Origin of the sequence: Mycolicibacterium austroafricanum (genome assembly GCF_902705885.1) — a bacterium.
GTDB classification, from domain to species: Bacteria; Actinomycetota; Actinomycetes; order Mycobacteriales; family Mycobacteriaceae; genus Mycobacterium; species Mycobacterium vanbaalenii_A.
On sequence record NZ_CACSIP010000016.1, the window covers coordinates 13,331 to 35,238 of the forward strand.

Here is a 21,908-nt window from a genome sequence, read left to right on the forward strand (position 1 = left end):
GTAGGGGGGGGTATGCCGGGAACGGTGCTCGTCACCGGGGGGTTCGGCCTCGTCGGCTCCGCGACTGTGCGGAGGCTGTGCGAACTGGGTCGCCGCGTCGTGATCGCCGATCTGGACACCCCGGCCAACCGCACCGCGTCCGAGACACTGCCGGCGGGAGCCACGGCGCAGTGGGCGGATCTCACCGATGCGGACCAGACCGGGCGACTGGTCGCCGCAGTCGATCCCGAGGTGATCATCCACCTCGCGGCAGTCATCCCGCCCGGTATCTACAAGAACCGAGCACTGGCCCGGCGGGTCAACGTCGACGCCACGAAGACGCTCGTCGGGATCGCCGAGTCCCGGCCCACTCCCCCGCGATTCGTGCAGGCCTCCAGTAACGCGGTATTCGGGGCGCGCAACCCTCATAGAGCCACCGGCCCGGTGACAACGGACATGCCGATGCGCCACTCCGATCTGTACAGCGCGCACAAGGCCGAAGCCGAGGCGATAGTCCGGGCCTCCTCACTGGAGTGGGTGGTGCTGCGGCTCGGCGGGGTGCTCAGCGTGGACCCCAAGGCGATGACGCTGTCTGCCGACGCGCTCTACTTCGAAAGCACGCTGCCCACCGACGGCCGGTTACACACCGTGGACGTGCGCGATGTCGCGTACGCCTTCGCCGCGGCGACGACGGCCGACGTCGCACGCGAGATCCTGCTGATCGCCGGTGACGATTCGCACCGGATGCTCCAGGGGGACGTCGGGCCCGCACTGGCTGCGGCTCGGGGACTCAAGAACGGTCTACCGCCGGGCCGCAAGGGCAATCCCGGCAGCGACGACGACTGGTTCGTCACCGACTGGATGGACACCACGCGGGCTCAGGAAGCGCTGTCATTCCAACACTATTCGTGGCAGGACATGCTCACTGAGGCAGCCCGCCAGGCCGGGCCGTCGAAGTACCTGCTGCGGTTGGCGGCCCCGCTGGTCCGGGCCGTCCTCAAGCGGCGCAGCGCCTACTGGAAGCAGCCAGGGCAGTACGCCGAGCCGTGGGGTGCGATCCGGCGAAAGATCGGTGATCCGTCACCGGACACCTGACTCCTGACTCCGCCGGAATTGCATTCCGTGTGCCGAAATCCGAGTGAACGCCGCGTGGAACGCAATTCCGGCGGGATCAGCCCGGCCCGAGCTTCGGGACGCCCGTCTGCGGATGGTGGTACCAGCCACCCGCCGCGTCGGTTCCGCCGTCGACGTGGATCGTCTGCCCGGTGATGTAGCTCGACATCTCCGAAGCGAGAAACACCGCCGCCGAGGCCATCTCGTCGACATGTCCGGCACGAAGCATCGGGATACCGGCCCCGATGCCCGCATCGCGATCTGCCGCGTCGGCGACGCCGAGGCTCTGCAGTCCCTCGGTCATCGTCAGGTCGGGGGCCAACGCGTTGACGCGGATGCCGTAGGGCGCCAATTCGAACGACGCGGTCTGGGTGTAGTTGATCACCCCCGCCTTGGCGGCGGCGTACGCGGCGTAACCGGGGGCTGCGCGCACACCCTCGATCGAGGTGACGTTGATGACGCTGCCGCGGGTGCGGGTGTCCACCAGCCGGCGGGCCACCCGCTGCGTGCACAGCAACACATGACGAAGATTGCTTCTGTACAACGCATCCCAGCCGTTCTCGGTGGTCTCGAGCAGCGGCGAGTTGAACGTGCCGCCCGCGTTGTTGACCAGAATCGACACCGTTCCCAGCTCGCGTTCGGTGCGCTGCAGCGCGGAGTCCACCGCGTCGGCGTCCCGCACGTCGACGGTCACGCCCAGACCGCCGACGGTCTCTGCCGCTGCGGCGCACGAGTCGGGGTTGCGCTCCCAGATCGCCACGGAGGCGCCGAAGGCGGCCAGGCCCTCGGCGATGCCACGCCCGATCCCGGCGCCACCTCCGGTGACGACCGCGACGCGAGCGGTGAGCAGGATGTCAGACGGGTCGATGGCCATGGAAGTGAGGCTAGCGGGCGGGCGTCGTGCCGATGACCCCGACAGCCTCGAGTCGGTTGATCTCGTTCTCGCTCAGGCCCAGTTCGGTCAGCACCTGGTGGTTGTGCTCGCCGAGCAGCGGGGCAGGTGTGCGGTGCACGCGGTCGGGTCCGCGGGAGAACCGGAACGGCATGGTGCTGTGCCGGGTGGCGGGATTGACCGGATGATCGACCTGCTCGAAGAAACCGCGGGACGCCAGCTGCTCGATCTCGGTCTGCCGGTGAGGTTGCAGCACCTTGGCCACCGGGACACCGTGAGCCCACAGGGTCGCCACGACGTCGTCACCGGTGCGGGTCTCGCACCACCGGGTGAGGTGGCGGTCGATCAGATCGTGGTGGGCGTGCCGTCCGGATGCGGTCGCGAGCTCGTCGGACTTCGCCCAATCGGGGCAGCCGAGCGCCTCGCGCAGGCCAACCCATTGCGTGTCATCAGCCACGGCCACCGCCACCCAGCTGTCCGCCCGCCCGAACTCGTCGATGTCGGTTGTGCGGTAGAGGTTCTGCGGCGCCGCGGTGGGTCCGCGATTCCCGCAGCGTTGCAGCAGTGCACCGTATGCGGAGTGCTCGATCACCTGTTCGGCGGCGACGTTGAGGGCGGCGTCGACCATCGCGGCTTCCACCATCGACCCCTCGCCGGTGCGGCGGCGGTGCTCGAGGGCCAGCAGCACCGCATTGAACGCGTGGATGCCTGCGTTGGGATCCCCGACCGAATAGGGCTCGAACGGGTTGAGATCGGGATAGCCGGTCAGCCAACTGATTCCGGCGGCGGCCTCGATCACATAGGCGAACGCCGGGTTGTCCCGCCACGGCCCGTCGAGGCCGAAGCCGGGCATCCGCACCATGACCACGTCGGGCCGGATCGCCTTGACCGCGTCGTAGGTCAGGCCCATGCTCTCCAGCACCCGCGGGGTGAAGTTCTCGACGACGACGTCCGCGGTGGTGATCAACCGGCCCAGAATGTCGCGACCGGCAGCGCTCTGCAGGTCCAGCGTCACGCCGCGCTTGTCGGTGTTGAGCCCGGAGAAGATCGGCGATTTCTCCCACCACTGCTCTTCGGTGACGGGGATGCCGGCGATCAGGCGGGTGCCGTCCGGGTGGCGCGTCGACTCGACGTGGATGACGTCGGCCCCGAGCATGGCCAACAGGTGGGTGCAGCTGGGTCCCGCCCAGAACGTGGTCATGTCGATGACCCGCACGCCCTCGAGCGGTAAGCCTTCCCGCCGCGGAATTGGGGGCACCTCCCGCCGCGAAATATCATTCCGGGCTGTTGGCCGGCCCGAATCGCGACCCGGAATGATATTTCGCGGGCGGTTACGGTAATGCTCGGTGTGCTCGCCGCGGCGCGGCGCAGGTTCCGGCGGCCGCAGGGTCGCGGGCGACATCCGGTACGGGGGGCCGGGTTGGGTGAACCCGTCACGCGGATTGGGGATGAACGAGCGCCGCGCCACGAAGTGGTCGAGCGAGTCGACGTTGGCGCCGTTGGCGACCGGGGCATTGGGAATCCGGAACGCGGTCGCGAGGTCTCTGATCTCGTCGACGGTCTGATCGGCCACCCATGCGTAGAGATCCTCGGCCTTCTCGTTGGCCTGCTCGGTGATCGACAGCGGCGAGTCCTCGTCGATCCACTCCTGGTGTCCGGTCATCGCGCACAGGTCGAACCACTGTTGGGCGGTGCCGCACCCGATGTCGACCAGCCCGTCCTTCGCACGGGCGATGCCCGGCACGGTCAGCCGGCGCGCGTCGCGCCACGGCCTGCCCAGCATCTCGTGATAGCTCACCGGGTAGTACGTGAGCCCCAGTATCGACGTCTCCAGCATCGACAGGTCCACCAGTTCGGCGCCACCCCGCATCCGCGATGCCAGCGTGGCTGCACTGGCGTAGGCACCTGCCAGGTACTCCCCGACCCGGCCGCCGACGTACACCGGCGCCCGGTCCGGGGCACCGCGGCCGAGCCCGACGATGCCGCCCGACCACGCCTGCAGCGTGAACTCCGTTGCGGGACGGTCACACCACGGGCCGTCGAGGCCGAACGCGGTGATCGCGGTGACCGTCAGGTGCGGGTGGTTGCGGTGGATCGCCTGCGGACCGAAGCCGGGGTCCTCGGCCAGCGCCGAACCCCGCGACCAGACCACGGCATCCGCGTCGGCGAGCAGCGCGTTGACGAACTCGCCGTCCGACCGCGGATCCACCACCACACTGCGTATGGAGCACGCCAGGTAACTGAACAGCGCGCCATCGGTGCCGTCGGCGATCTGCGCCCCCGAGGCGGACCAGTGACGTAACGGATCACCCTCTGCCGGTTCGACCTTGATGACCTCGGCACCGCCGTCGGCGAGCAATTTGGTGCAGTAGGCACCGGCGATGTCACTGGAGAGGTCGACGACGACGTAACCGGAGATCGGTGGTGGCGGCGGGGACAGCTCGGACATCGCCGCTCTAGTCCTCCTTCGCCCGGTTGCGCTTGCTCAGCCGGAACTCCGGGGGGAACTTGCTGTCGTTGTCGTTGACGGCGGCGGACAATCCGGAATCGATCGACTCGAACATGTCGAGGTCGTCGTCACTGTCGTTGGCGACGCCGTTGCCCATCGATTCGAAGAACGCGCTCAGCAGGCTGCCCATGTACTCGCCCTGCTGCTGCTTGAAGATCTCGAAGAACATCTTCTGCTGGAACACGGTGTCCACCGGCCGGTTCCGCGCACACGCCAGGGCGTATTTCTGGGTCTCGGCCTCGAGCTGGTCGCGCGTCACCACCTTGTTGAGAAAGTTGCAGTCGTACATCTCGGCCGCGGTGAACGGACGCCCGGTGAAGACCATCTCCTGGAACTTGCGCAACCCCATCATCTGCACCCAGGTCCACATCCGTGGACCCCAGCCGTGATAGCGGAACGACGGGTGACCGAACAGCGCGTCATCGGAGGAGATCACCAGATCGGCGTCGGCGCACTGATAGAAGTGCCAGCCGTAGCAGTAGCCTTTGGCCTCGACGATGCTGATCTTCTTGAAATCCTGCAGCGCGCGGTTGCCGGCCTGCGAGTTGGCGTACCAGGCGCTGATGGTGGCTCCGTTGCGGAACGTTCCCTTGGGCGGGTACGTCACCTCTCCCACCCCGTCATCCTCGAGCCGGAGTTCGGCCAACCGGGCGGCCGGATTGTCATTGCCCTCCATGAACTCCGGGAGATCGGCGCCGCTGCCGAGGTTGTCCCCGACGCCGCGGATGATCACGACCTTGACGTCGTTGTCGGTGTTGGCCGCCCGCAGCACATCGGCGTAGCGCAACCGCGCCAGCGAGGTCGGCGCGTTGAGGAACTCCGGACGGTTGAACGTGATCGTCGCGATCTTGGTCTTCGGGTCCTTGTCGTAGAGGATGATCTCCTCAGGGCCGGGCCGCTCTGCGCCGGGGGGCTGTAGCCGCTCAGCCATGGACGGACTCCCCGTAAGCGGGAGCGGTAGAGAGGATTTCGGCGCCGTCGGCGGTGATCAAGACCGCATCGCGGGTGAACACCGCGCCGACGCCCCGTTCCCATACGTACGCGGTCACTGCAAGCACCATGCCCTCCTCGAGAATGTCGGCTTCCGCGGTGGCCCGCAGAGCCGGTGACACCACCGGAGGGTCGAAACCCAGTCCGAGGCCGTGCGCCACCGGCATCGCAGGCAGAGGCTCTCCGGACTGCTGGTAGGCGTCCAGCAACCCGCTTGTGGCCCTGCCAGGCCGGCAGGCCTCGACCAACCTGTCCCACAGTTCGTCTCGGCGCCGGCACAGCCCGCGCACGGCGTCGGTCGGTTCACCGACACAGAGCGTGCGGGCCACCTCGGCGACATATCCGTCGGCCAGCACCCCGGCCGACAACGCCACCAGGTCACCGTCGCGCACCACACCGTCACCGTCGGCGCGGCGCCACGGATGCTCCTTCGACGTCACCCACGCCGCATCCTGAGTGGCCGGAGTACTCACCCCACCGGCGGCTTCGGCCTCCAGCACGGCACCGGAGAGCGCCTGCTCCGTGGTGCCCGGCCCCAGGGCGCCGGCACCCGCGGCGAGGCCCTTCTCGGCAACCACCAGCGCGCGACGCAACGCCTGCACTTCCTCGGGCGTCTTGATCCGGCGCGCAGCAGCCATGGCCGGCTCGGCGTCGATCAGCTCCGCGTTCGGGAAGGCCATCGGCAGCAGCTTGGCGAACATCGGTGTCAGCGCATCGGTTCCGACCCGGCGCATGCTGTCGGCGCCCTTGATGTTCTGCAGGATGCCGACCAATGTCATCGGGTTCCACGCGAACCCGTACAGATTCTCGTGCGGGATCTCCTCGGGGATGCCCTCGTCCCACGTGCTGTTGAGGTGTATCTCACCGGTGGCGCGCACGAACTCGCAGATCGGCCCGAACGGTCGGGTGCCCACCACCCACAGCTGCGGGGCACCGGAGATGTAGCGGACGTTGGCTTGCCTGCCGAGGACCAGCATGTCGAGGTCGTGGACCTCCATCTGGGCGAGAGCACGCTCGCGGCGGCTGAAGCGCAGCGCGCGGCCGTCGGCCTCGATCTCAGTTCCCACGGGACACCTCGTACGGGTCGTAGGGATAGTCGGTCAGCGGCATCCAGCCGTCCTCGGTGACCACCACGATCTCCTCGCCGCGATAGCCACCGGTGCCGTCCTCCCAGACCAGCGGTTCGAGCACCAGCAGCATGCCGGAGGGGAAGACGAAGCCGTCGTCCCAGTCCTGCCCGAGGTCGGTTCCGATCATCGGCATCTCGGCCGCGCTGGTCCCGATGCCGTGGCCCAAATAGAAGTGCGGCAGCCACGGCTTCTCACCGCCGGCGGCCGTGGTCGCCGCGCGCCCGAGATCGCCGCACGTCGCACCGGCTTTGGTCACCGCGAGCACTGCGTCGACGATCTCGCTCCACCTGTTGAACTGGTTCTGCTGAGCCGGCGTCGGATCTTGACCGACGATCCAGGTGCGCCCGTGATCGGAGCAGTAGCCGTGATAGGCGATGGACACATCGGTCCACAGCACGTCACCCTGCTGGATCTCACGCTCGGTGGTCAGCAGGGGCAGCGCCAGATCGCCGGTGGTGGTCCAAGTTCCCTCCGCCCTCGACGAGGGCATGACCTGCCAGATCGAGTCGAACATGTTGGTGGTGGCGCCGAGTTCGAAAGTACGCCGAACGAATTCGGCCGACAGGCCGATCTGGCGTTCACCGGGTGCCAGTGACTTCTGAATCTCGCCGACAGCCTGCTCGGTGATCTGACACGCTCGCCGGACGCACGCGATCTGGTCGACGGTCTTGACCAGCTTCGCCGCGCCGACCACCGGGGCGGCATCCACCGGCGCGCTGGAGAACAGCGCCCCGCCCGCCCGCCGCATCGCCCCGGTCAACTCGTCGGTCGCGACTGTCGCGCCGGCCGGGATCAGGCGGGCCAGCACCTTCGCGAAATCGGCGACACCTTCGTCGAACTCCAGATAGACCGGCCCGTGCAGGTGATCATCGGGCAGATCCGACTCCATGGCCGCACCCTCGCGGAAGGGCAGGAACAGATGCGGGTGCTCGTCGCCGGCCAGCACGACTGCTACCGGTCGCTCGACATGTGACAACCCTGCGTCTGCCAGCGGCCAGCTGATACCCGTGGCGTACATGACGTTGCCGTTACCCAACAGCACCAGCGCATCCACACCTTGGTCGGCCATGGCGGCCTGCAGGCGCACACCGACTTCCCTTCGCAACCGGGCGAAGTCGGGCTCCCGGGGGATGTCCAGCCACGTGTACCCGGTCCGGGCGATCCGGGTGACGCCGGATCGAGCGGTCGTCGTCACCGTTGTGCTCGTCACGAAAGCCCCAGGAAATTCTGCACGTTGGTGCTGACGATCTTCACCGCATTGTCGGTTCCGACCGCGTCGACGACAGTCGCGAGCGACTTCTCCGAGTATCCGAACGTGCTCTCGTTGTGCGGATAGTCCGAGGACCACATCACGTTGTCGACGCCGATGCGGTCGATCAGCTGCAGGCCCAACGGGTCGACCATGAACGAGGCACTCATGTGGGTGTCCCAGTAGTGACGTACGTCGTGCTCGAGTTCGTGGTTGAACATGTGCCGGTAGGAGGCCAGCATGTGTTCGGCGTCCTGCAAAGCGGTGGGCACCCAGGCGATCCCGCCCTCGAACCAGCCGATCTTCAGCGACGGATGCCGGTCGAGGATGCCGGAGAACACGTACTTGGCGAACTGTTCGCGGAACGAGTCGACGTTGACCATCATGCCGACCACGACGCTGTTGTGCTGGCACGGCGTCTTGGGTGGGGTCTCGCCGATGTGGTGGCTGACCGGGAGGCCCGAGGCCTCGATCTCGTCCCAGACGGCGTCCATGTCGGTGCTGCCGTAGTCGTAGATGTTGCCCTCGTCATCCTTGCCGGGGTTCAGCGGCAGCAGGAACGTCTTGAGTCCCAGAGACTTCAGCTCCTCGAGGGTACTTCGAGTTCCCTTCGGATCCCACCAGTTGATCAACCCGACGCCGTGGAAGTGTCCATTCGAGCGCTCCTGCAGGTCGGCGATGTGCTCGTTGTAGATCCGGAAGACCCGCTCGCGCAGCGCCTTGTCCGGGTAGTGGAACAGTGCGAGCACCGCGTTGGGGAAGGCCAGCTCTTTGTCGATACCGTCCTCTTTGAGCTCCCGGATGCGAGCTTCGATGTTGTTCGTCGCGGCGCCGGCGAGGTCGTCGTACTGCATCAGCACGCGGCCGAAGTCACCGCCGGTCCAGGCCTTGCCCTTCATGCCGACCATGTAGGCGCCGTCCTCGTACCAGATGCGCGGTGCGGCGCCCTTGAGCTCCTCGGGGAAACGGTCGTAGAAGATGTCCTCGGCGACCGAGATGTGGTTGTCGGCCGAGAAGATCTCGATGCCCTTGGGAAGCCCGGTGAGGCCGTCCGCTGATGCGTGCCCGTGGCGGTTCTTGGGTGCGCCCCACCCTTCGGGCGGATAGAGCGTCGACGTTGAGGTTGGGGTTGACATCTTTGGAACTCCAATCGGGCTGTGATGCGGGGCTGTGGATCTGGCGGTGTCCTACCAGGCCACCGGAAGTTCGTAGACGCCGTAGGCGAGCCGGTCGTGCTTGAACGGAACCTCGTCGAACGGGATCGCCAGGCGCATGCTGGGAATGCGGCGCAGCAGCGTGTGGAAGACGATCTGCAGTTCGGCGCGGGCGAGCTGCTGGCCGACACATTGGTGGCGGCCGTAGCCGAAACCGAGTTGCTGGCCGGCGTCGCGGGTGAAGTCGAGCTTGTCGGGCTCGGGATAGGCGCTGGCGTCCCAGTTCGCGGGCGCGAGGTCGATGATGATGCCCTCGCCGGCGCGAATGGTCTGCCCCGCGATCTCGATGTCCTCGATCGCGACGCGTCGCTGACCGTTCTGGATGATCGACAGGTAGCGCATCAGTTCCTCGGCGGCGTTGGCGATGAACTTCGGGTCGTCGGAGTCCCGAAGCAGCGCAGCCTGTTCCGGGTTCTCCAGCAGGGCCAGCACGCCGATGCCGATCATGTTGGCGGTGGTCTCGTGGCCGGCGATCAGTAGTCCGGTGCCCAGCTGTGCGGCCTCCTTGACGCTGATTTCGCCCGCGGTCACGCGCTCGGCCAGGTCGGACACCGCATCCTCGGCGGGTTTGGCCATCTTCTCCTCGACGAGATTGATCAGGTACTGATGCAAGCTCATCGCGCCCTTCTGCATGGCGTCCGCAGCGGCGTAGCGGGCCAGACCGGCGTTGGCGTGCTCCTGGAAGAACTCGTGGTCCTCGTAGGGCACGCCGAGCATGTCGCTGATCACCTTGGTGGGTACCGGCAGCGCCAGCTTGGCGACGATATCGGTGGGCTGAGGACCGGCGAGGATCTCGTCGATGCACTCGTTGGTGACCTCCTGGATCACCGACCGCAGGCCTTCGACCCGCCGGAAGGTGAACGGTTTGGACAGCATCCGGCGGAAGCGGGTGTGTTCCTCGGCATCGGAGGTGAACACCGAACGCGGCCGCTTGTTGACCGTGGAGAGCATGTGCTCATTCCAGTGCGGAAATCCCTCACGCCGGTCGTCGACACTGACCCGAGGGTCGGCGAACAACGTCCGTGCCGCCTCATGACCGGTGATCAGCCAGGGCGTGGTCCCGTTCCAGATCCGCACCCTCGACAGCGGCGCGGTCTGCCCCATCTCGAGCATCGCCTGCGGCGGCGCGAACGGGCAGCGAGCCTCCCGCTCCATCGGATACTCGGGGACGTCGGCCGAAACCTGTTCGGCGGCAAGGGTGTCTGACATGGATTCTCCGTCATTCCTCGATGTGGATGGCCAGGGCGGGGCATGCAGCCGCGGCCTTTCGGGTCTCTTCGGCGTTCTCGGGTCCGGGCTCGGCGACCAGGAGTTCCACGACGCCGTCGTCGTCGCGTTGGTCGAAGACCTCGGCGGCGTTGAGCACGCACATCCCTGACGAGACGCACTTGTCCTGGTCGACGGTGACCAACATGTCAGGACGGCTCCGTCACGGGGGCGTGCCAAAGCCCGACGATCGCGTCGATCAGGCCCGTTGCCGCCGCCTGCCACGAGGGCCTGGCGACCGGCGACCCCTGTGCCAGGAGCCGTTCTCGGTCGGCGCAACTGTGCATCAACAGGTTTCGCCCCATGATGTTGCGCTCGACCCGGACGTCGACGGGCAGGTCGGGTAGGCAGCCGTTGATGCCGTCGAGCACCCGCACCAGCGACGGCGACGACAACGCGTCCTTGACGACGATGTTGTGGTAGGCCGGATCGGTCATCACCTGGGCCGCGAACCGCGCGTACCACGTCGGATTGCCCAGCGCGGCAAGGTGGTCGGTCAACGGACAGACCAGTGCAGCGACCCAGTCCCGCATCTGGGTCGAGTCGCCGATGTCGGCGATCCGTTGCTCACGAAGCTCTTCGATCGGTCCTCGGTGCTTGTGCTCGATGGCGCGCACCAGATCGGTCTTCGTGCCGAAGTGGTAGCCGACGGCGGCGTTGTTTCCCTGGCCCGCCGCCTCACTCACCTGCCGGTTCGACACGGCGAACACGCCGTGCTCGGCATAGAGACGTTCGGCGGCCTTCAGGATCGCCTCTTGTGTGCTGGTTGCGCGGTCGGCACGCACAGTGCGGGCAGTGGTCACAGATCCAGTGAACCCCGTCACAGTGGCTAAGTCAAGCGACTGATTTAAATCGATCACCGGGTGGCGCCGTCGGACCCGGGCTTGCGGACCAACACCTTGCCCGCGACGGTTCCACCGTCCACCGGCAGCACGGTTCCGGTGACGTAACGCGACCGGTCCGTCGCGAAGTACAGGGCGGCCTCGGCGACGTCGTCGACGGTGCCCTCCCGCTTCAACGGCCGGTCGTCGCGCATCCGCTGGCGGATCTTGGCCTCGAACTGCTCTAGCTTTTCGAGGTCCTCCCCAGTCGCCGACTTGCGCACGATCGCCGTGCGGATGTTGCCGGGCGCAATGGCGTTGACACGTACCTCGTGGTGGGCCAACTCGATTGCGGCACACTTGGTGAACTGGATGACCGCGGCCTTGGATGCCCGGTAGGTCAGCACCCCACCACCGGCCTGGATCCCGCCGATCGACGTGAGGTTGACGATCGAGCCGCCACCGTGCTCGGCCATGTGGCGGGCGGCGTCGCGGGTGCCCGCCATCACGGCGAGGACGTTGACCGACATCACCTTGTGGAAGTCGGCAAGGTCGTCGTCGAAGAGCCGACGGTGCATCGTCCCCGACACCCCGGCGTTGTTGACCATCACGTGTAGCCCCCCGAAGCGCTGCACCGCCGTGCTCACCACCCGGCCGACCTCGTCGACGTCGGACACGTCGGCGGCGACGAACACGGTGTCACCGCCGAGTTCGGATTCCAAGGCAGTCCCGGTGTCGGTGTCGACGTCGCAGAACACGACCTTCGCGCCCTCGGCCGCGAAGCGTCGCACCAGACCCGCACCCAGCCCCGACGCCCCGCCGGTGACGATCGCGACCTTGTCGGCCAGTTCGTCGGTCATCACAGGATCCCTTCGAAGAAGTCGAGCAGCAGTTCGTTGACAGCCCCTGGCTGTTCCAGTTGTGGGCAGTGACCGGCATTCTCGATCACCGCGGAGCGGCCATGACGGATCTGCCCGGCGATCTCGGCGGCCCAACCCCGCGGCAGCAGTTTGTCGCCCCCACCCTCCACGAGAAGCGTCGGGACCTCGATGCGCTCGTAGGCCCGCGCGCTGCTCGGTGACGACGGAGCCTCCAGACCGGGGCGCCGGAACCTGGCCGCCGCCAGCGACTCCCACGCTCCGGGCGCGATGCTCGATTCGTACCGCCTGCGTACGTAGTCGTCGTCTCCGGGATAGGACGGGTCGAAGAACAATGCCGCGACGATCCGGCGCATCCCCGGCATGGTCGCGTCGTAGTCATAGAGCGCGGCGACGTGCTCGTTGCGCTGGATGTCCCCGCCGCCGCAGATCGCCGTCAGGCTGCGCACCGGCAGGACCGGGGATTCCGAGGTGGCGTCGACGAGCAGGTTGATCGCGCCCATCGAGTTTCCGACGAAGTGGGCCGAGTCCACGCCCAGCACCTCGCAGAAGCGGGCGATGTGCCGGATCCGCATGCCGCGGCCGTCGGTGAAGTCGACAACCTTGGCCGACCCGCCGAAACCAAGCATGTCGGGGGCCAGCACGCGGTACCGCACAGCCAGCGCGTCGACCGTGTGTTCCCAGCCGATCTCGGCGTTGGCGCCGAACTCGCCGCCGTGCAGCAACACGACCGGATCCCCTTGTCCCGCTTCCAGATAGCTGGTTCGCAGTCCGTCGACCAGTACAGTGCGCTGATCGCTCACGCGGTCGCCGTGCCTGTCCCGGCGAACGCCAGCAGCTGGGTGGCCAGCAGGTCGAGCTGATTGCCGACGGCGGCGCCCTGAGGGGTGTCGGCGAGCTCGCCCGACGGAGCCCAAACCTGGTCGGCGGAGTTGATGGCCACACCCAGCGGTGTCGGCCAGGCGCGCAACGCGTGCCCGATGCTGCGCAGTTGGGTCAGCGTGCCGACCGCGGCCTGCCAGCCGTAGGCGCAGCTGATACAACCCCACGGGGTGTTGTCGAGGTAGACGCGCGGATCCTCACGGAGGTCCTCGATGTAGTCGAGGGCGTTCTTGACCAGACCGGACACCGCACCGTGGTAACCGGGAGAGCCGACGACCACGGCGTCGGCGTCACGCAACGCCGTGACCAGTTCCAGCGCGCGCGGCGTGCGTTCCAGTTCGTGAGGTGCATACATCGGCAGGTCGAGGTCCTCCGCACTGAACAGCCGGGTGCGTCCGCCCTGTCGCTCCACCGAGGTCAGGCAGTAGCGGAGCGCCCGCTCGGTGGAGGAGTTGGCACGCAGGGTTCCCCCGAGGCCGACGATGAAGGGTTGGGTACTCATCACTTGCACACTCACTTGATCGCGATCGGACTGACAGGTGCACCCACCGCGCCGACCACCTTCAGTGGCGGCGCGACGAGCTGAAATTCGTAAACGCCGTCGGCGGCGCAGTCGGCGGCCAACGGCCCGAGTTCCCAATATTCACCGAGCATCAGACCCATGTCCCGAAGACACAGCATGTGCATCGGCAGAAACGTGCCCTGCACCCCCTGGGACGGATCGGGGTCCTCCACCATCAGGTTGTCCGCGGCGACGGCGGCGGCTTCGTGCTCGTGCAGCCATGCCGCACATGTCCAGTGCAGCCCGGATCCGGCCTCGGCGCCGTCGCCGGTGGCCAGGAACCGCGTCCACCATCCGGTGTGCACGACGACGATGTCGCCGGAGCCGACCTCGACGCCCTGTCTCGCGGCGATCTCGTCGAGTTCTGACGGTGTGATCGGCGTGCCGGGATCGCAGAAGGTGTCGACCCCGCGGTGAGCCACCACATCGAGAAGCACACCGCGCGAGGTGATGCCCTTGTCGGCGACCTTCTCGATGCCGAGGTGAAAGGCACCGAAGCTGGTCACCGAGTCCGCCGAGAATCCGTTGTAGAGCTTGTCCTCGTAGTACACGTGCGACAGCGCATCCCACTGCGTGCCGGCCTGAAGCGGCATCACGATGAGGTCGTCGTTGAACCGAAAGGGGTTGTCGACGAAGAAGGCACTGACATCGGAAGCCACCGCGTTGCGGAGCCACTGCGGGCCGTACTCGACGAGCGTCGAGGCATCACCCCCATCGACGGTCATCACGTGTACCGGGTTCTGCCGGAACTTGAATGCGCCCTGCGGACCTCCGGAACCGAAGTCACCCCCGAGCGAGATCACCTTGCCTTGCCGGACCAAACCCGCGGCCTCCGCCACCTTTTCGGGGGTGATGAAGTTCAATGTGCCGATCTCGTCGGCCTCACCCCACCGCCCCCAGTTGCGTACCCCATCCGCCATCTTGCGGAAGTCCGCCATGCTGCCGGCCATCATCAACTCCCCTGTGCCACTGGTGCGGTGTGGATCTGAGTCCAGAATCGTTGACCGAGAATCCCGCCGTCGGTCCACAACACCTGCCCGGTGATGTACCCCGCAGCGCGACTTCCCAGGAATACCAGTACCGCTGCCTGCTCCTCGGCGGTCGACACCCGGCCCAGCGGAGCGGTGAACGAGTCCAGGTACTGCTGTCCGTAAGCCGACCGCAGCTGGTCCAGAATCGGGGTTTCGGTGACACCGGGCGCCGTGCAGTTGATCCTGATGCCGCGGGCGCCCCACTCCTCGGCACGGCGCATCCCGTAGAGGATGATCGCCTCCTTGGACAGCCGGTAGCCTCCGTCTGCCAGGGCATCCGGATTCTCGGCGCACCATCGCAATCCGTCGGGAACCGATGCAGTGTCGACGAGACCGGCAGTGACACCGGCGTTCTCGCGGTAGGAGGAAGCCGCCAACGAGGACACATTGCAGATGGCCGCACCTGTGGGCATGCGGTTCACCAATGCCTCGGTGAACTGCCTCGTGCCCAGGAAGTTGATCCGGACCACCAGCAGCGGATCTCCGATCCCCGACGAAACCCCGGCGACGTTGAACAGCGCGTCGACCGCACCGTCGACCGCACCGGCGGCCGCCTCGACCAAGTCGGGATCGGCAAGGTCGATCTCGATGAAATCCGATGGTGCTGTCGCCGGGTCGGTCGGTGCCCGGCGATCCAGCCCGGTCACCCGGGCGCCGAGTCGGCCCAAGTGGCGGGTCACCTGCTCCCCGATACCCGAGGCACAGCCGGTGACCACGACGTGGGCACCGTCGTAGCGCACCAGCTCATCGAGGGTGTTCACGTTCAGCTCGCGGCTTCCTTCGCGGCCTTCGCGTCCTTCTCCAGCTGAGCAGCTTTGACCCGGCCCTCGTTGATCTCGGCCATCGCCTCAGGAATCTCACCGGCGGTGAACTTTCCGCCACGGCCGGTGGGCAGCCCCCCGAATGCGTAGGTGTCGTCGAACAGCGGTACGTCCCAGGACTGTCTGCGTGCCTCCACCTTCTCGATCACCGGCTCGAGGCGCTTCGCTTTGTCGGCGACCGCCTTCGCGTCGCGCTCGATGAACTCGGGCAGGATCTCCTTGCCCATGATCTCGATCGATTCCATCGTGCCCTCGTGACTGCGGGGATTGAGCAGCAGGATGATCTCGTCGACGCCGCTGGCCTCGTAGCCGCGCAGGAACTCCCGGACTGTGTCCGGCGATCCGATGGCACCTCGTCCCGGCCCGTAGGCCAGCGTCGGATCCTCTTTGACGGCCTCTTCGTAGCGCTCCCACACCTTGGTTCGGCCCGGGGTGTGCATGCCGGTCAGGTAGTAGTGCATGATCCCGAACGAGAAGAACCCGCCGCCGATGCCCAGTCGTTTGAGCGCCTCGTCGTCGCTCTTGGCGACCATCATCGACAGATCCCCGCCGATCGCCAGCAGGTTCGGGTTGATCGCCGGGGTGATCGGCGCCCCCTGCTCCTCGAACTCCTTGTAGTAGCCGTCCACCCTGTCCTTGAGCGCCTCAGGTCCGGTGTAGGCGAAGCTCAGGGCGCCGATCGCTTTCTGCGCGGCCATCTGCACCGACGACGGTCGGGTGCATGCCACCCACACCGGCGGGTGCGGCTTCTGCAGTGGCTTGGGTATCACATTGCGGGCCGGCATCTCGACGTGTTCGCCCTTGAACCCGCTGAACGGCTCCTCGACCATGCACCGGATCGAAACCTCCAGCGCCTCTTCCCATTGCGCGCGCTTGTCGGCCGGGTCGATGTTGAAGCCGCCGAGTTCGGCAACCGATGACCCTTCACCGGTGCCGAACTCCACCCGTCCGTTCGACAGGTGGTCCAGCGTCGCGACGCGCTCGGCGATCCGGGCCGGATGGTTGATCGGCGGGGGCAGGTGCATGACGCCGAAACCCAGACGGATGTCCTTGGTGCGCTGACTCGCCGCCGCCAGGAACATCTCCGGAGCAGTCGAATGGCAGTACTCCTCGAGGAAGTGGTGCTCGGTGAGCCAGACGGTGGAGAAGCCGGCTTTGTCGGCGAGCTCCACTTCATCGAGACCATGCTGGAACAGTTGGTGCTCGTCGGCCTCCGACCACGGCCGGGGCAACGGGAACTCGTAGAACAGGGAGATCTTCACTTGTTTTTTTCCTCCTTGGGCGTACTCGGGGGCCTGGCTGTGTTCAACACTTCTTTGCGGGACGGGTGTCGGCGATGTGCCGGGCTGCCACATAGCCGAAGGTCATCGCGGGTCCGATGGTGGCGCCCGCCCCCGCATAGCTGCGCCCCATGACGGCGGCCGACGCGTTCCCGACGGCGTAGAGACCGTCGACGACGCTGTCGTCGGCACGCAGCACCCGCGCGTGTTCGTCGGTGCGCAAGCCACCCGAGGTACCGAGATCGCCGAGGATGATCTGGAACGCGTAGTACGGCGGCTTGCCGAGCGGGTGCAGGTTCGGGTTCGGCAGCGTCGGGTCGCCGTAGTAGTTGTCGTAGGCGCTGTCTCCGCGATTGAAGTCGTCGTCGTGGCCCTTACGGGCCAGCTCGTTGAATCGCTCTGCGGTGGAGCGCAATTGCGCGCCCGGGACGCCGATCTTGGTGGCGAGTTCCTCCCAGCTGCGGCCCTCTTCGACCACCCCCGACTCCAGCCATGCCTGCGGGACCTTCCTGCCGGTGGGCACCGGCGCGAACGGAACCTTCGGGATGGGAAGGTGTCCCGCGACGACGTAACGGTGGAACGACCGGATGTCGGTGATGAGCCAGCAGGGGATGTGGCTGACACCGGAGCGTTGACCGGCGATCATCGCGTGGGCGAAGTCCATGTACGGGGCCGCCTCGTTGATGAAACGCCTTCCGTCGCCGTTGACGACGAACTGGGAGGGCATCATCCGTTCGTTGAGCATGAACTGCAAACGACCGTCCGGCCAGCAGATCGCCGGGAACCACCACGCTTCGTCGAGCAACTCCGTGGAGCCCCCGACCTTCTGCCCGGCGCGGATTCCGTCTCCCATCGCGGCGGGATTGCCGAAACTCCAATCCTTGTCGACCTCGGGGAGATGCTCTCTACGCCATTGCATGTCGTGGTCGAATCCGCCGCTGGCGATCACGACACCGCGGCGGGCGCGAACACGCACGGTGGCGCCGTCGCGCTCCACACTTGCACCGACCACCGCGCCGCCGCCGTCAGTGATCAGCTCGGCCATCGGCGAACTGAGCCACAGCGGGATGTTCTGCTGCTTCATCGCCAGCCGGAGGCGGGCTGCCAGCGACTGACCGATCGCGGCCATCCGGTCGCCGAACACCCGGGCCCGGAACATTCGCCAGATCAGTTTCAGCAGCACTGCCTTGCCCCTCCACGACTGGCGGACCTGGTAGAACAGCCGCAGATCCTTGGGCCCGAACCAGATTCCCCGGGGAGCCAGCGCGAGCGGGGTCAGCAGGTTCTGCTCCTCGTCGCCGAGTACTCGCAGATCGATGGCCTCGACGTTGATGGTGCTGCCGAGCGCCGAGCCACCGGGCGTCTCCGGGTAGTAGTCCGCGTAGCCGGGCTTCCAGACGAACTCCAGCCACGGGCTGAGATTCTCGAGGAACTCCATCATCTCCGGAGCGGCATCAACATATTTGCGCAGCCGAGCGTCGCTGACCAGTCCGCCGGTGATCTCCTCGAGATACCTGAACACCTCATCGGGATCGGGCACATGACCCGCGCGGCGCTGTGAGGGAGCGCCCGGCACCCAGATCCCACCCCCGGACAGGGCCGTCGATCCGCCGAACTGGGCCGACTTCTCCACCACCAGGGTGTCCAGGCCGGCCGCAGCCGCCGTCAGCGCGGCGGTCATCCCTCCGCCGCCGGATCCGATCACCAACACATCGGTGACGTGGTCGAATTCCGGTTCTGTTGCCGCGCTCACGAGTTCACCGCCGTTCGGACCGCGAACCCGGCGATCAGTTCAGGGGCGGCACGGTAGAAGTGGTTGCTGGTCGCGTACCCGCCCTGTGCGGCAAGAGACGCGAACGCGGCCACCCAGGTCCGGATCTCGTGCGCGGAGTTCCCCGCCTGCTCGGCGATCCAGCCGTTGGCCCAGCCGTCGACGTCGGCGAGCCGCTGGTTGTCCAGCAGGTCCAGGAACGCCTGGTCCCATTCCGGGTTGAGCGGCGCGAGTGAGCCGTGGCCCGAGGCGAATTCACGCGCGGCGTCCATCACCGCCACCTGCCGGGCCTGCCGCTGCTCGCCGGACATGGGCATGCCGTGCACGATCCGGTCCAGCGCAGCCGGCGGCGCCGTTGCCAGAGTCGGCACCGGTGGGTCGTGGGACAGGCCGCCGGAACCGACGACCAGCACCCGCTTGCCCAGCCCGGCCAGGTGCGTCCCGACGGCGGCCCCCAGCGAACGCACCCGGCTCAGCGGGCCCAGCGGGGTGGCCACGGAGTTGATGAACACCGGGATCACCGGTTTGGCGGTGGCATCTCCGAACAGCTTCTGCAGGGGCTGCACGGTGCCGTGGTCGACCTGCATCGCCGCCGAGATCGCGACGTCGACGCCGGAGTCCAGAACCGCCCGGGCACAGTCGGTCGCCAGATCGGCGGGCACGTTCAGCGCTCCCTTGTGGGTGCCGTAGTCGCCGACGCCCTCGGCGGCGGTCCCGATGCAGAACGGCGGCATCACCTTGTAGAAGAAGCCGTTGTAGTGGTCCGGCGAGAACGTGACCACGAGATCGGGATCAAACGCGGTGACGAACTCCCGCGCCTTCGCGATCGCCGACTCGATGTCGTCAAGAAGTTCCTGTGACGGTCCCGGAAGGTTCAGTAGCGGGCTGTGCGACATGCAGCACAGCGCGATCTGGGTTGCCATGAGAAGCGGGGTCTCCTTCCCGATTCGGGGTGGCGGTCAACTGCAGCACCGAAAACAGCGACGCCGACACCTCGGGGGCGCGCTGGGCGATACACGCCGCCGCGATGCACCGGTCGGGGCGCAGGAACAGTACGGAGTCGGTGTACACGTCGAACCACGATTTGAGGGCACCTGTGCGGTCTCCGACGACCACGACGTCGGCGTCGTCGTGTCCGGGCCAGCGCAGCTGAGTCATGGGCCGGGCATCGATCAACCTCGCCCCCAGCGCTTTCCATCGGCCGAACGCGGCGTCACCGAGAACTGCGCGCAGGTTGTTGCTCCAGCACAGCACCGCGAATCCGGGACCGAGCACGTCGTCGAGCAACAGGTTCTGGTGATCGCGTGTGTCGACCCGAGGTTGGATGAACAGCGTGCCCGTAGGCGAGTTCCCGGATCGGCCGGCGCCCGCCTCGGCGTGGTGGACCGCACCCTCGAGGTAGCGCGGCATCGGCTTGAAACGCATCTCGAGCACATAGCGTTTCACCGACGGGACCACCGACGCGGCGTGAATGACACGATCGCGCAGCGCGGCCACCCTGCGGTTCGTCGGCGAGATGACCCGGCCCACCATCGTCGACAGATCGATCATGGCCCGGGCGTGCTTGCGGCGCTCCACATCGTAGGTGTCGAGCAGCGCTTCGCCGGCCTGACCGGACACGACGGCGGCCAGCTTCCAGCCGAGGTTGGCGGCATCCCGGATGCCACTGTTGTAGCCCTGCCCCTGCCACACCGGCATCAGGTGCGCAGCGTCGCCTGCGAGCATCAGCCGGCCCTTTCGGAAGGATCCGGCGATCCGCGAATGATGGGTGTATACCCGATGCCGGATCATGTCGACGCGCTCGGGGTACGGAACCCGCTGCGCCAGCATGCGACGCACGAACTCCGGTTCTGCGGCCTGCTCGTCGGTCTCGTCGGGATGGATCAGGAACTCGAAACGCCGAATGCCGTGGGCGATCGAGATCGACACGTAGGGGCGCCGGGGGTCGGCTCCGACTTCGCTGTTCGGATGCCCCAGCGGATCATTGGCGACGTCGACGACCAGCCACCGCGTCGATGATGTGGTTCCGTCGAACGACACTCCCATCAGCCTGCGGATGGTGCTGCGCCCGCCGTCACAGCCCACCACGTAGCGGGCGAGCACGGGGGTGCGCCCGTCGGCGAACTCCACTGTCACGCCGGCGCCGGTCTCGACACAGGTCTGCATCCGATGCCCGAAGCGCACCTCCACGTGGTCGAATCGCTCCAGTCCACGGCACAACTCGGCGTCGACCATCGGCTGCACGAAGCCGTTGCGCTTCGGCCAGCCGAATCGGGCGTCCGGCGGCGCCATCTCGGCGAGCAGGCGACGGTCGGCGTCGAAGAAGCGCAGGATCTGGTTCGGCACCGTGTGCGGCAGCACCTGATCGACAAGGCCTATCGACTGGAAGGTACGCAACGACTCGTCGTCGAGGCCGACTCCTCGGGGATAGTCGATGAGGGTGTCGCGCTCCTCCACCACCAGTGTCCGAACACCCTGGAGGCCAAGGATGTTCGCCAACGTCAGGCCGGATGGCCCTGCCCCGACGATGACGACGTCCACTTGGCTGTCTACCTGATCGTCCGTGCCCGCGGCTGTCATGAGCGCCCCAGCAGGAAGTCCAGGTGCAGCCGGTCGAAGGTCTTGGGATCCTCGTACTGTGGCCAGTGTCCGCAGCCGGCCATCACCTCGAATCGGGCGCCGGGGATCATCGACGCCATCCGCCGGCCCTCCTGCACGTCGGCGGTGGGATCGTCACTGGTCCACACCACGAGCGTGGGCGCGGTGATCGCGCCGTACTCCTCGGGGCCGAGCAGGTTGCGCGCGCGGATCTGCGGATCCTGCAGCGCCATGATGTCTTTCATCGCAGCGGCGAAACCCGGCTGCTGATAGACACGTTGGCGGCTGGCGACGATGTCGTCGTAGTCTTTCGACTTGTCGGCCATCAGCCACTTGATCCGGGCCTGCACCGTCTCCCAGGTGGGATTCTCGGCCGCAGCCATGGACAACGTGATGATCCGCGCCATCACCTCGGCGTCGGCCTGCGACCCGCCTGCGGTGTTGAGGACGAGGCGCTCCACCCGCTGCGGGTGGTCGATCGCTGTGCGGGCGGCGACCCACCCGCCCAGCGACTCCCCGCTGATGTGGGCGTGCTCGACTCCGATCGCGTCCAGAAACGCGACGAGATGCTCGACGTAGTGGGCGATCTCGAGGGGGTGGCCGGGTTTGTCGCTGTACCCGTGCCCGAGCATGTCGATCGACCACGTCGAAAAATGTTCGGCGTGGGCCTCGAGGTTGCGGACGTAGGCCTCGGCGTGTCCGCCGGACCCGTGCAGGAACACCAGAGCCGGGTTGCCCCGGTCACCGGCATGCAGATAGCGGGTGCGGACTCCCCCGGCATCGAGATAGCCCTGTGAGAACGCGACGCCCTGCAGGTCGCTCCACACGCTCTCGAACTCGGTCACCCCGCACCCCTTCCTGTTTGAGGGCTTGACGGCGAGAATTCAATTCTCGTATTTTGTAAGCGCTCTGCTCATTTATC

Annotated in this window: 20 protein-coding genes; 1 reads left to right on the forward strand and 19 read right to left on the reverse strand. The window is 66.9% G+C overall.

From position 1 onward, the window contains the following. Positions 1 to 12: 12 nt before the first annotated feature. Positions 13 to 1,074, forward strand: a complete 1,062-nt coding sequence (locus BEMPMBAN_RS12335) for an NAD-dependent epimerase/dehydratase family protein (RefSeq protein ID WP_159230672.1) — start codon at positions 13 to 15, stop codon at positions 1,072 to 1,074. 76 nt (positions 1,075 to 1,150) lie between these two features. Here BEMPMBAN_RS12335 and BEMPMBAN_RS12340 read toward each other — a convergent pair whose 3' ends face one another. The 19 genes from BEMPMBAN_RS12340 to BEMPMBAN_RS12430 are packed head-to-tail and all read right to left on the reverse strand — an operon-like array spanning position 1,151 to position 21,831. Next, positions 1,151 to 1,966 carry an SDR family NAD(P)-dependent oxidoreductase gene (locus BEMPMBAN_RS12340; protein ID WP_159230673.1) on the reverse strand — a complete coding sequence of 272 codons (816 nt, stop codon included), beginning with the start codon at positions 1,964 to 1,966 and terminating at the stop codon, positions 1,151 to 1,153. 10 nt (positions 1,967 to 1,976) lie between these two features. Next, entirely contained in the window at positions 1,977 to 4,433 is a 2,457-nt protein-coding gene (locus BEMPMBAN_RS12345; RefSeq protein ID WP_159230674.1) for a CaiB/BaiF CoA-transferase family protein, read from the reverse strand. A 7-nt stretch (positions 4,434 to 4,440) separates the two neighbouring features. Beyond that, a complete protein-coding gene (locus BEMPMBAN_RS12350; RefSeq protein WP_159230675.1) occupies positions 4,441 to 5,424 on the reverse strand; it encodes an enoyl-CoA hydratase/isomerase family protein in 984 nt (327 codons plus the stop codon). Beyond that, positions 5,417 to 6,550 carry a M24 family metallopeptidase gene (locus BEMPMBAN_RS12355; protein ID WP_159230676.1) on the reverse strand — a complete coding sequence of 378 codons (1,134 nt, stop codon included), beginning with the start codon at positions 6,548 to 6,550 and terminating at the stop codon, positions 5,417 to 5,419. The genes BEMPMBAN_RS12350 and BEMPMBAN_RS12355 overlap by 8 nt, the downstream gene beginning before the upstream one ends. Then, on the reverse strand, positions 6,540 to 7,808 hold the full coding sequence (locus BEMPMBAN_RS12360; RefSeq protein WP_159230753.1) for a M24 family metallopeptidase: 1,269 nt from the start codon (positions 7,806 to 7,808) through the stop codon (positions 6,540 to 6,542). The genes BEMPMBAN_RS12355 and BEMPMBAN_RS12360 overlap by 11 nt, the downstream gene beginning before the upstream one ends. Before the next feature lie 11 nt (positions 7,809 to 7,819). Continuing rightward, a complete protein-coding gene (locus tag BEMPMBAN_RS12365; protein ID WP_159230677.1) occupies positions 7,820 to 8,998 on the reverse strand; it encodes an amidohydrolase family protein in 1,179 nt (392 codons plus the stop codon). A gap of 51 nt (positions 8,999 to 9,049) precedes the next feature. Continuing rightward, positions 9,050 to 10,285, reverse strand: coding sequence for a cytochrome P450 (locus tag BEMPMBAN_RS12370; RefSeq protein ID WP_159230678.1), 1,236 nt, complete (start codon positions 10,283 to 10,285; stop codon positions 9,050 to 9,052). A gap of 10 nt (positions 10,286 to 10,295) precedes the next feature. After that, positions 10,296 to 10,490 (reverse strand): ferredoxin, encoded by a 195-nt coding sequence (locus tag BEMPMBAN_RS12375; RefSeq protein WP_159230679.1) that lies wholly within the window; start codon positions 10,488 to 10,490, stop codon positions 10,296 to 10,298. A gap of 1 nt (position 10,491) precedes the next feature. Then, entirely contained in the window at positions 10,492 to 11,199 is a 708-nt protein-coding gene (locus BEMPMBAN_RS12380; RefSeq protein WP_425294969.1) for a TetR/AcrR family transcriptional regulator, read from the reverse strand. Then, positions 11,199 to 12,023, reverse strand: a complete 825-nt coding sequence (locus BEMPMBAN_RS12385; RefSeq protein ID WP_159230681.1) for an SDR family NAD(P)-dependent oxidoreductase — start codon at positions 12,021 to 12,023, stop codon at positions 11,199 to 11,201. Before BEMPMBAN_RS12385 ends, BEMPMBAN_RS12380 begins: the two co-directional genes overlap by 1 nt. Then, positions 12,023 to 12,844, reverse strand: a complete 822-nt coding sequence (locus BEMPMBAN_RS12390) for an alpha/beta fold hydrolase (RefSeq protein WP_159230682.1) — start codon at positions 12,842 to 12,844, stop codon at positions 12,023 to 12,025. Before BEMPMBAN_RS12390 ends, BEMPMBAN_RS12385 begins: the two co-directional genes overlap by 1 nt. After that, positions 12,841 to 13,425 carry an NADPH-dependent FMN reductase gene (locus BEMPMBAN_RS12395; protein ID WP_159230683.1) on the reverse strand — a complete coding sequence of 195 codons (585 nt, stop codon included), beginning with the start codon at positions 13,423 to 13,425 and terminating at the stop codon, positions 12,841 to 12,843. Before BEMPMBAN_RS12395 ends, BEMPMBAN_RS12390 begins: the two co-directional genes overlap by 4 nt. Positions 13,426 to 13,436: 11 nt before the next feature. After that, positions 13,437 to 14,435: a cyclase family protein gene (locus tag BEMPMBAN_RS12400; RefSeq protein WP_159230684.1), complete on the reverse strand. Its 999-nt coding sequence runs from the start codon at positions 14,433 to 14,435 to the stop codon at positions 13,437 to 13,439. A gap of 2 nt (positions 14,436 to 14,437) precedes the next feature. After that, positions 14,438 to 15,277 (reverse strand): coniferyl-alcohol dehydrogenase, encoded by an 840-nt coding sequence (locus BEMPMBAN_RS12405; protein ID WP_159230685.1) that lies wholly within the window; start codon positions 15,275 to 15,277, stop codon positions 14,438 to 14,440. A gap of 2 nt (positions 15,278 to 15,279) precedes the next feature. After that, the gene (locus BEMPMBAN_RS12410) at positions 15,280 to 16,599 is read right to left on the reverse strand and encodes an LLM class flavin-dependent oxidoreductase (protein ID WP_159230686.1); all 1,320 of its coding nucleotides are present in this window, start codon (positions 16,597 to 16,599) and stop codon (positions 15,280 to 15,282) included. Between the two features lie 43 nt (positions 16,600 to 16,642). Further along, positions 16,643 to 18,370, reverse strand: coding sequence for an FAD-binding protein (locus BEMPMBAN_RS12415; protein ID WP_159230687.1), 1,728 nt, complete (start codon positions 18,368 to 18,370; stop codon positions 16,643 to 16,645). Beyond that, positions 18,367 to 19,284, reverse strand: coding sequence for a 3-carboxyethylcatechol 2,3-dioxygenase (locus BEMPMBAN_RS12420; RefSeq protein WP_234897433.1), 918 nt, complete (start codon positions 19,282 to 19,284; stop codon positions 18,367 to 18,369). Before BEMPMBAN_RS12420 ends, BEMPMBAN_RS12415 begins: the two co-directional genes overlap by 4 nt. Beyond that, entirely contained in the window at positions 19,232 to 20,968 is a 1,737-nt protein-coding gene (locus BEMPMBAN_RS12425; RefSeq protein ID WP_159230689.1) for a bifunctional 3-(3-hydroxy-phenyl)propionate/3-hydroxycinnamic acid hydroxylase, read from the reverse strand. Before BEMPMBAN_RS12425 ends, BEMPMBAN_RS12420 begins: the two co-directional genes overlap by 53 nt. Continuing rightward, positions 20,965 to 21,831 (reverse strand): alpha/beta fold hydrolase, encoded by an 867-nt coding sequence (locus BEMPMBAN_RS12430; RefSeq protein WP_159230690.1) that lies wholly within the window; start codon positions 21,829 to 21,831, stop codon positions 20,965 to 20,967. The genes BEMPMBAN_RS12425 and BEMPMBAN_RS12430 overlap by 4 nt, the downstream gene beginning before the upstream one ends. Between the last annotated feature and the right edge of the window lie 77 nt (positions 21,832 to 21,908).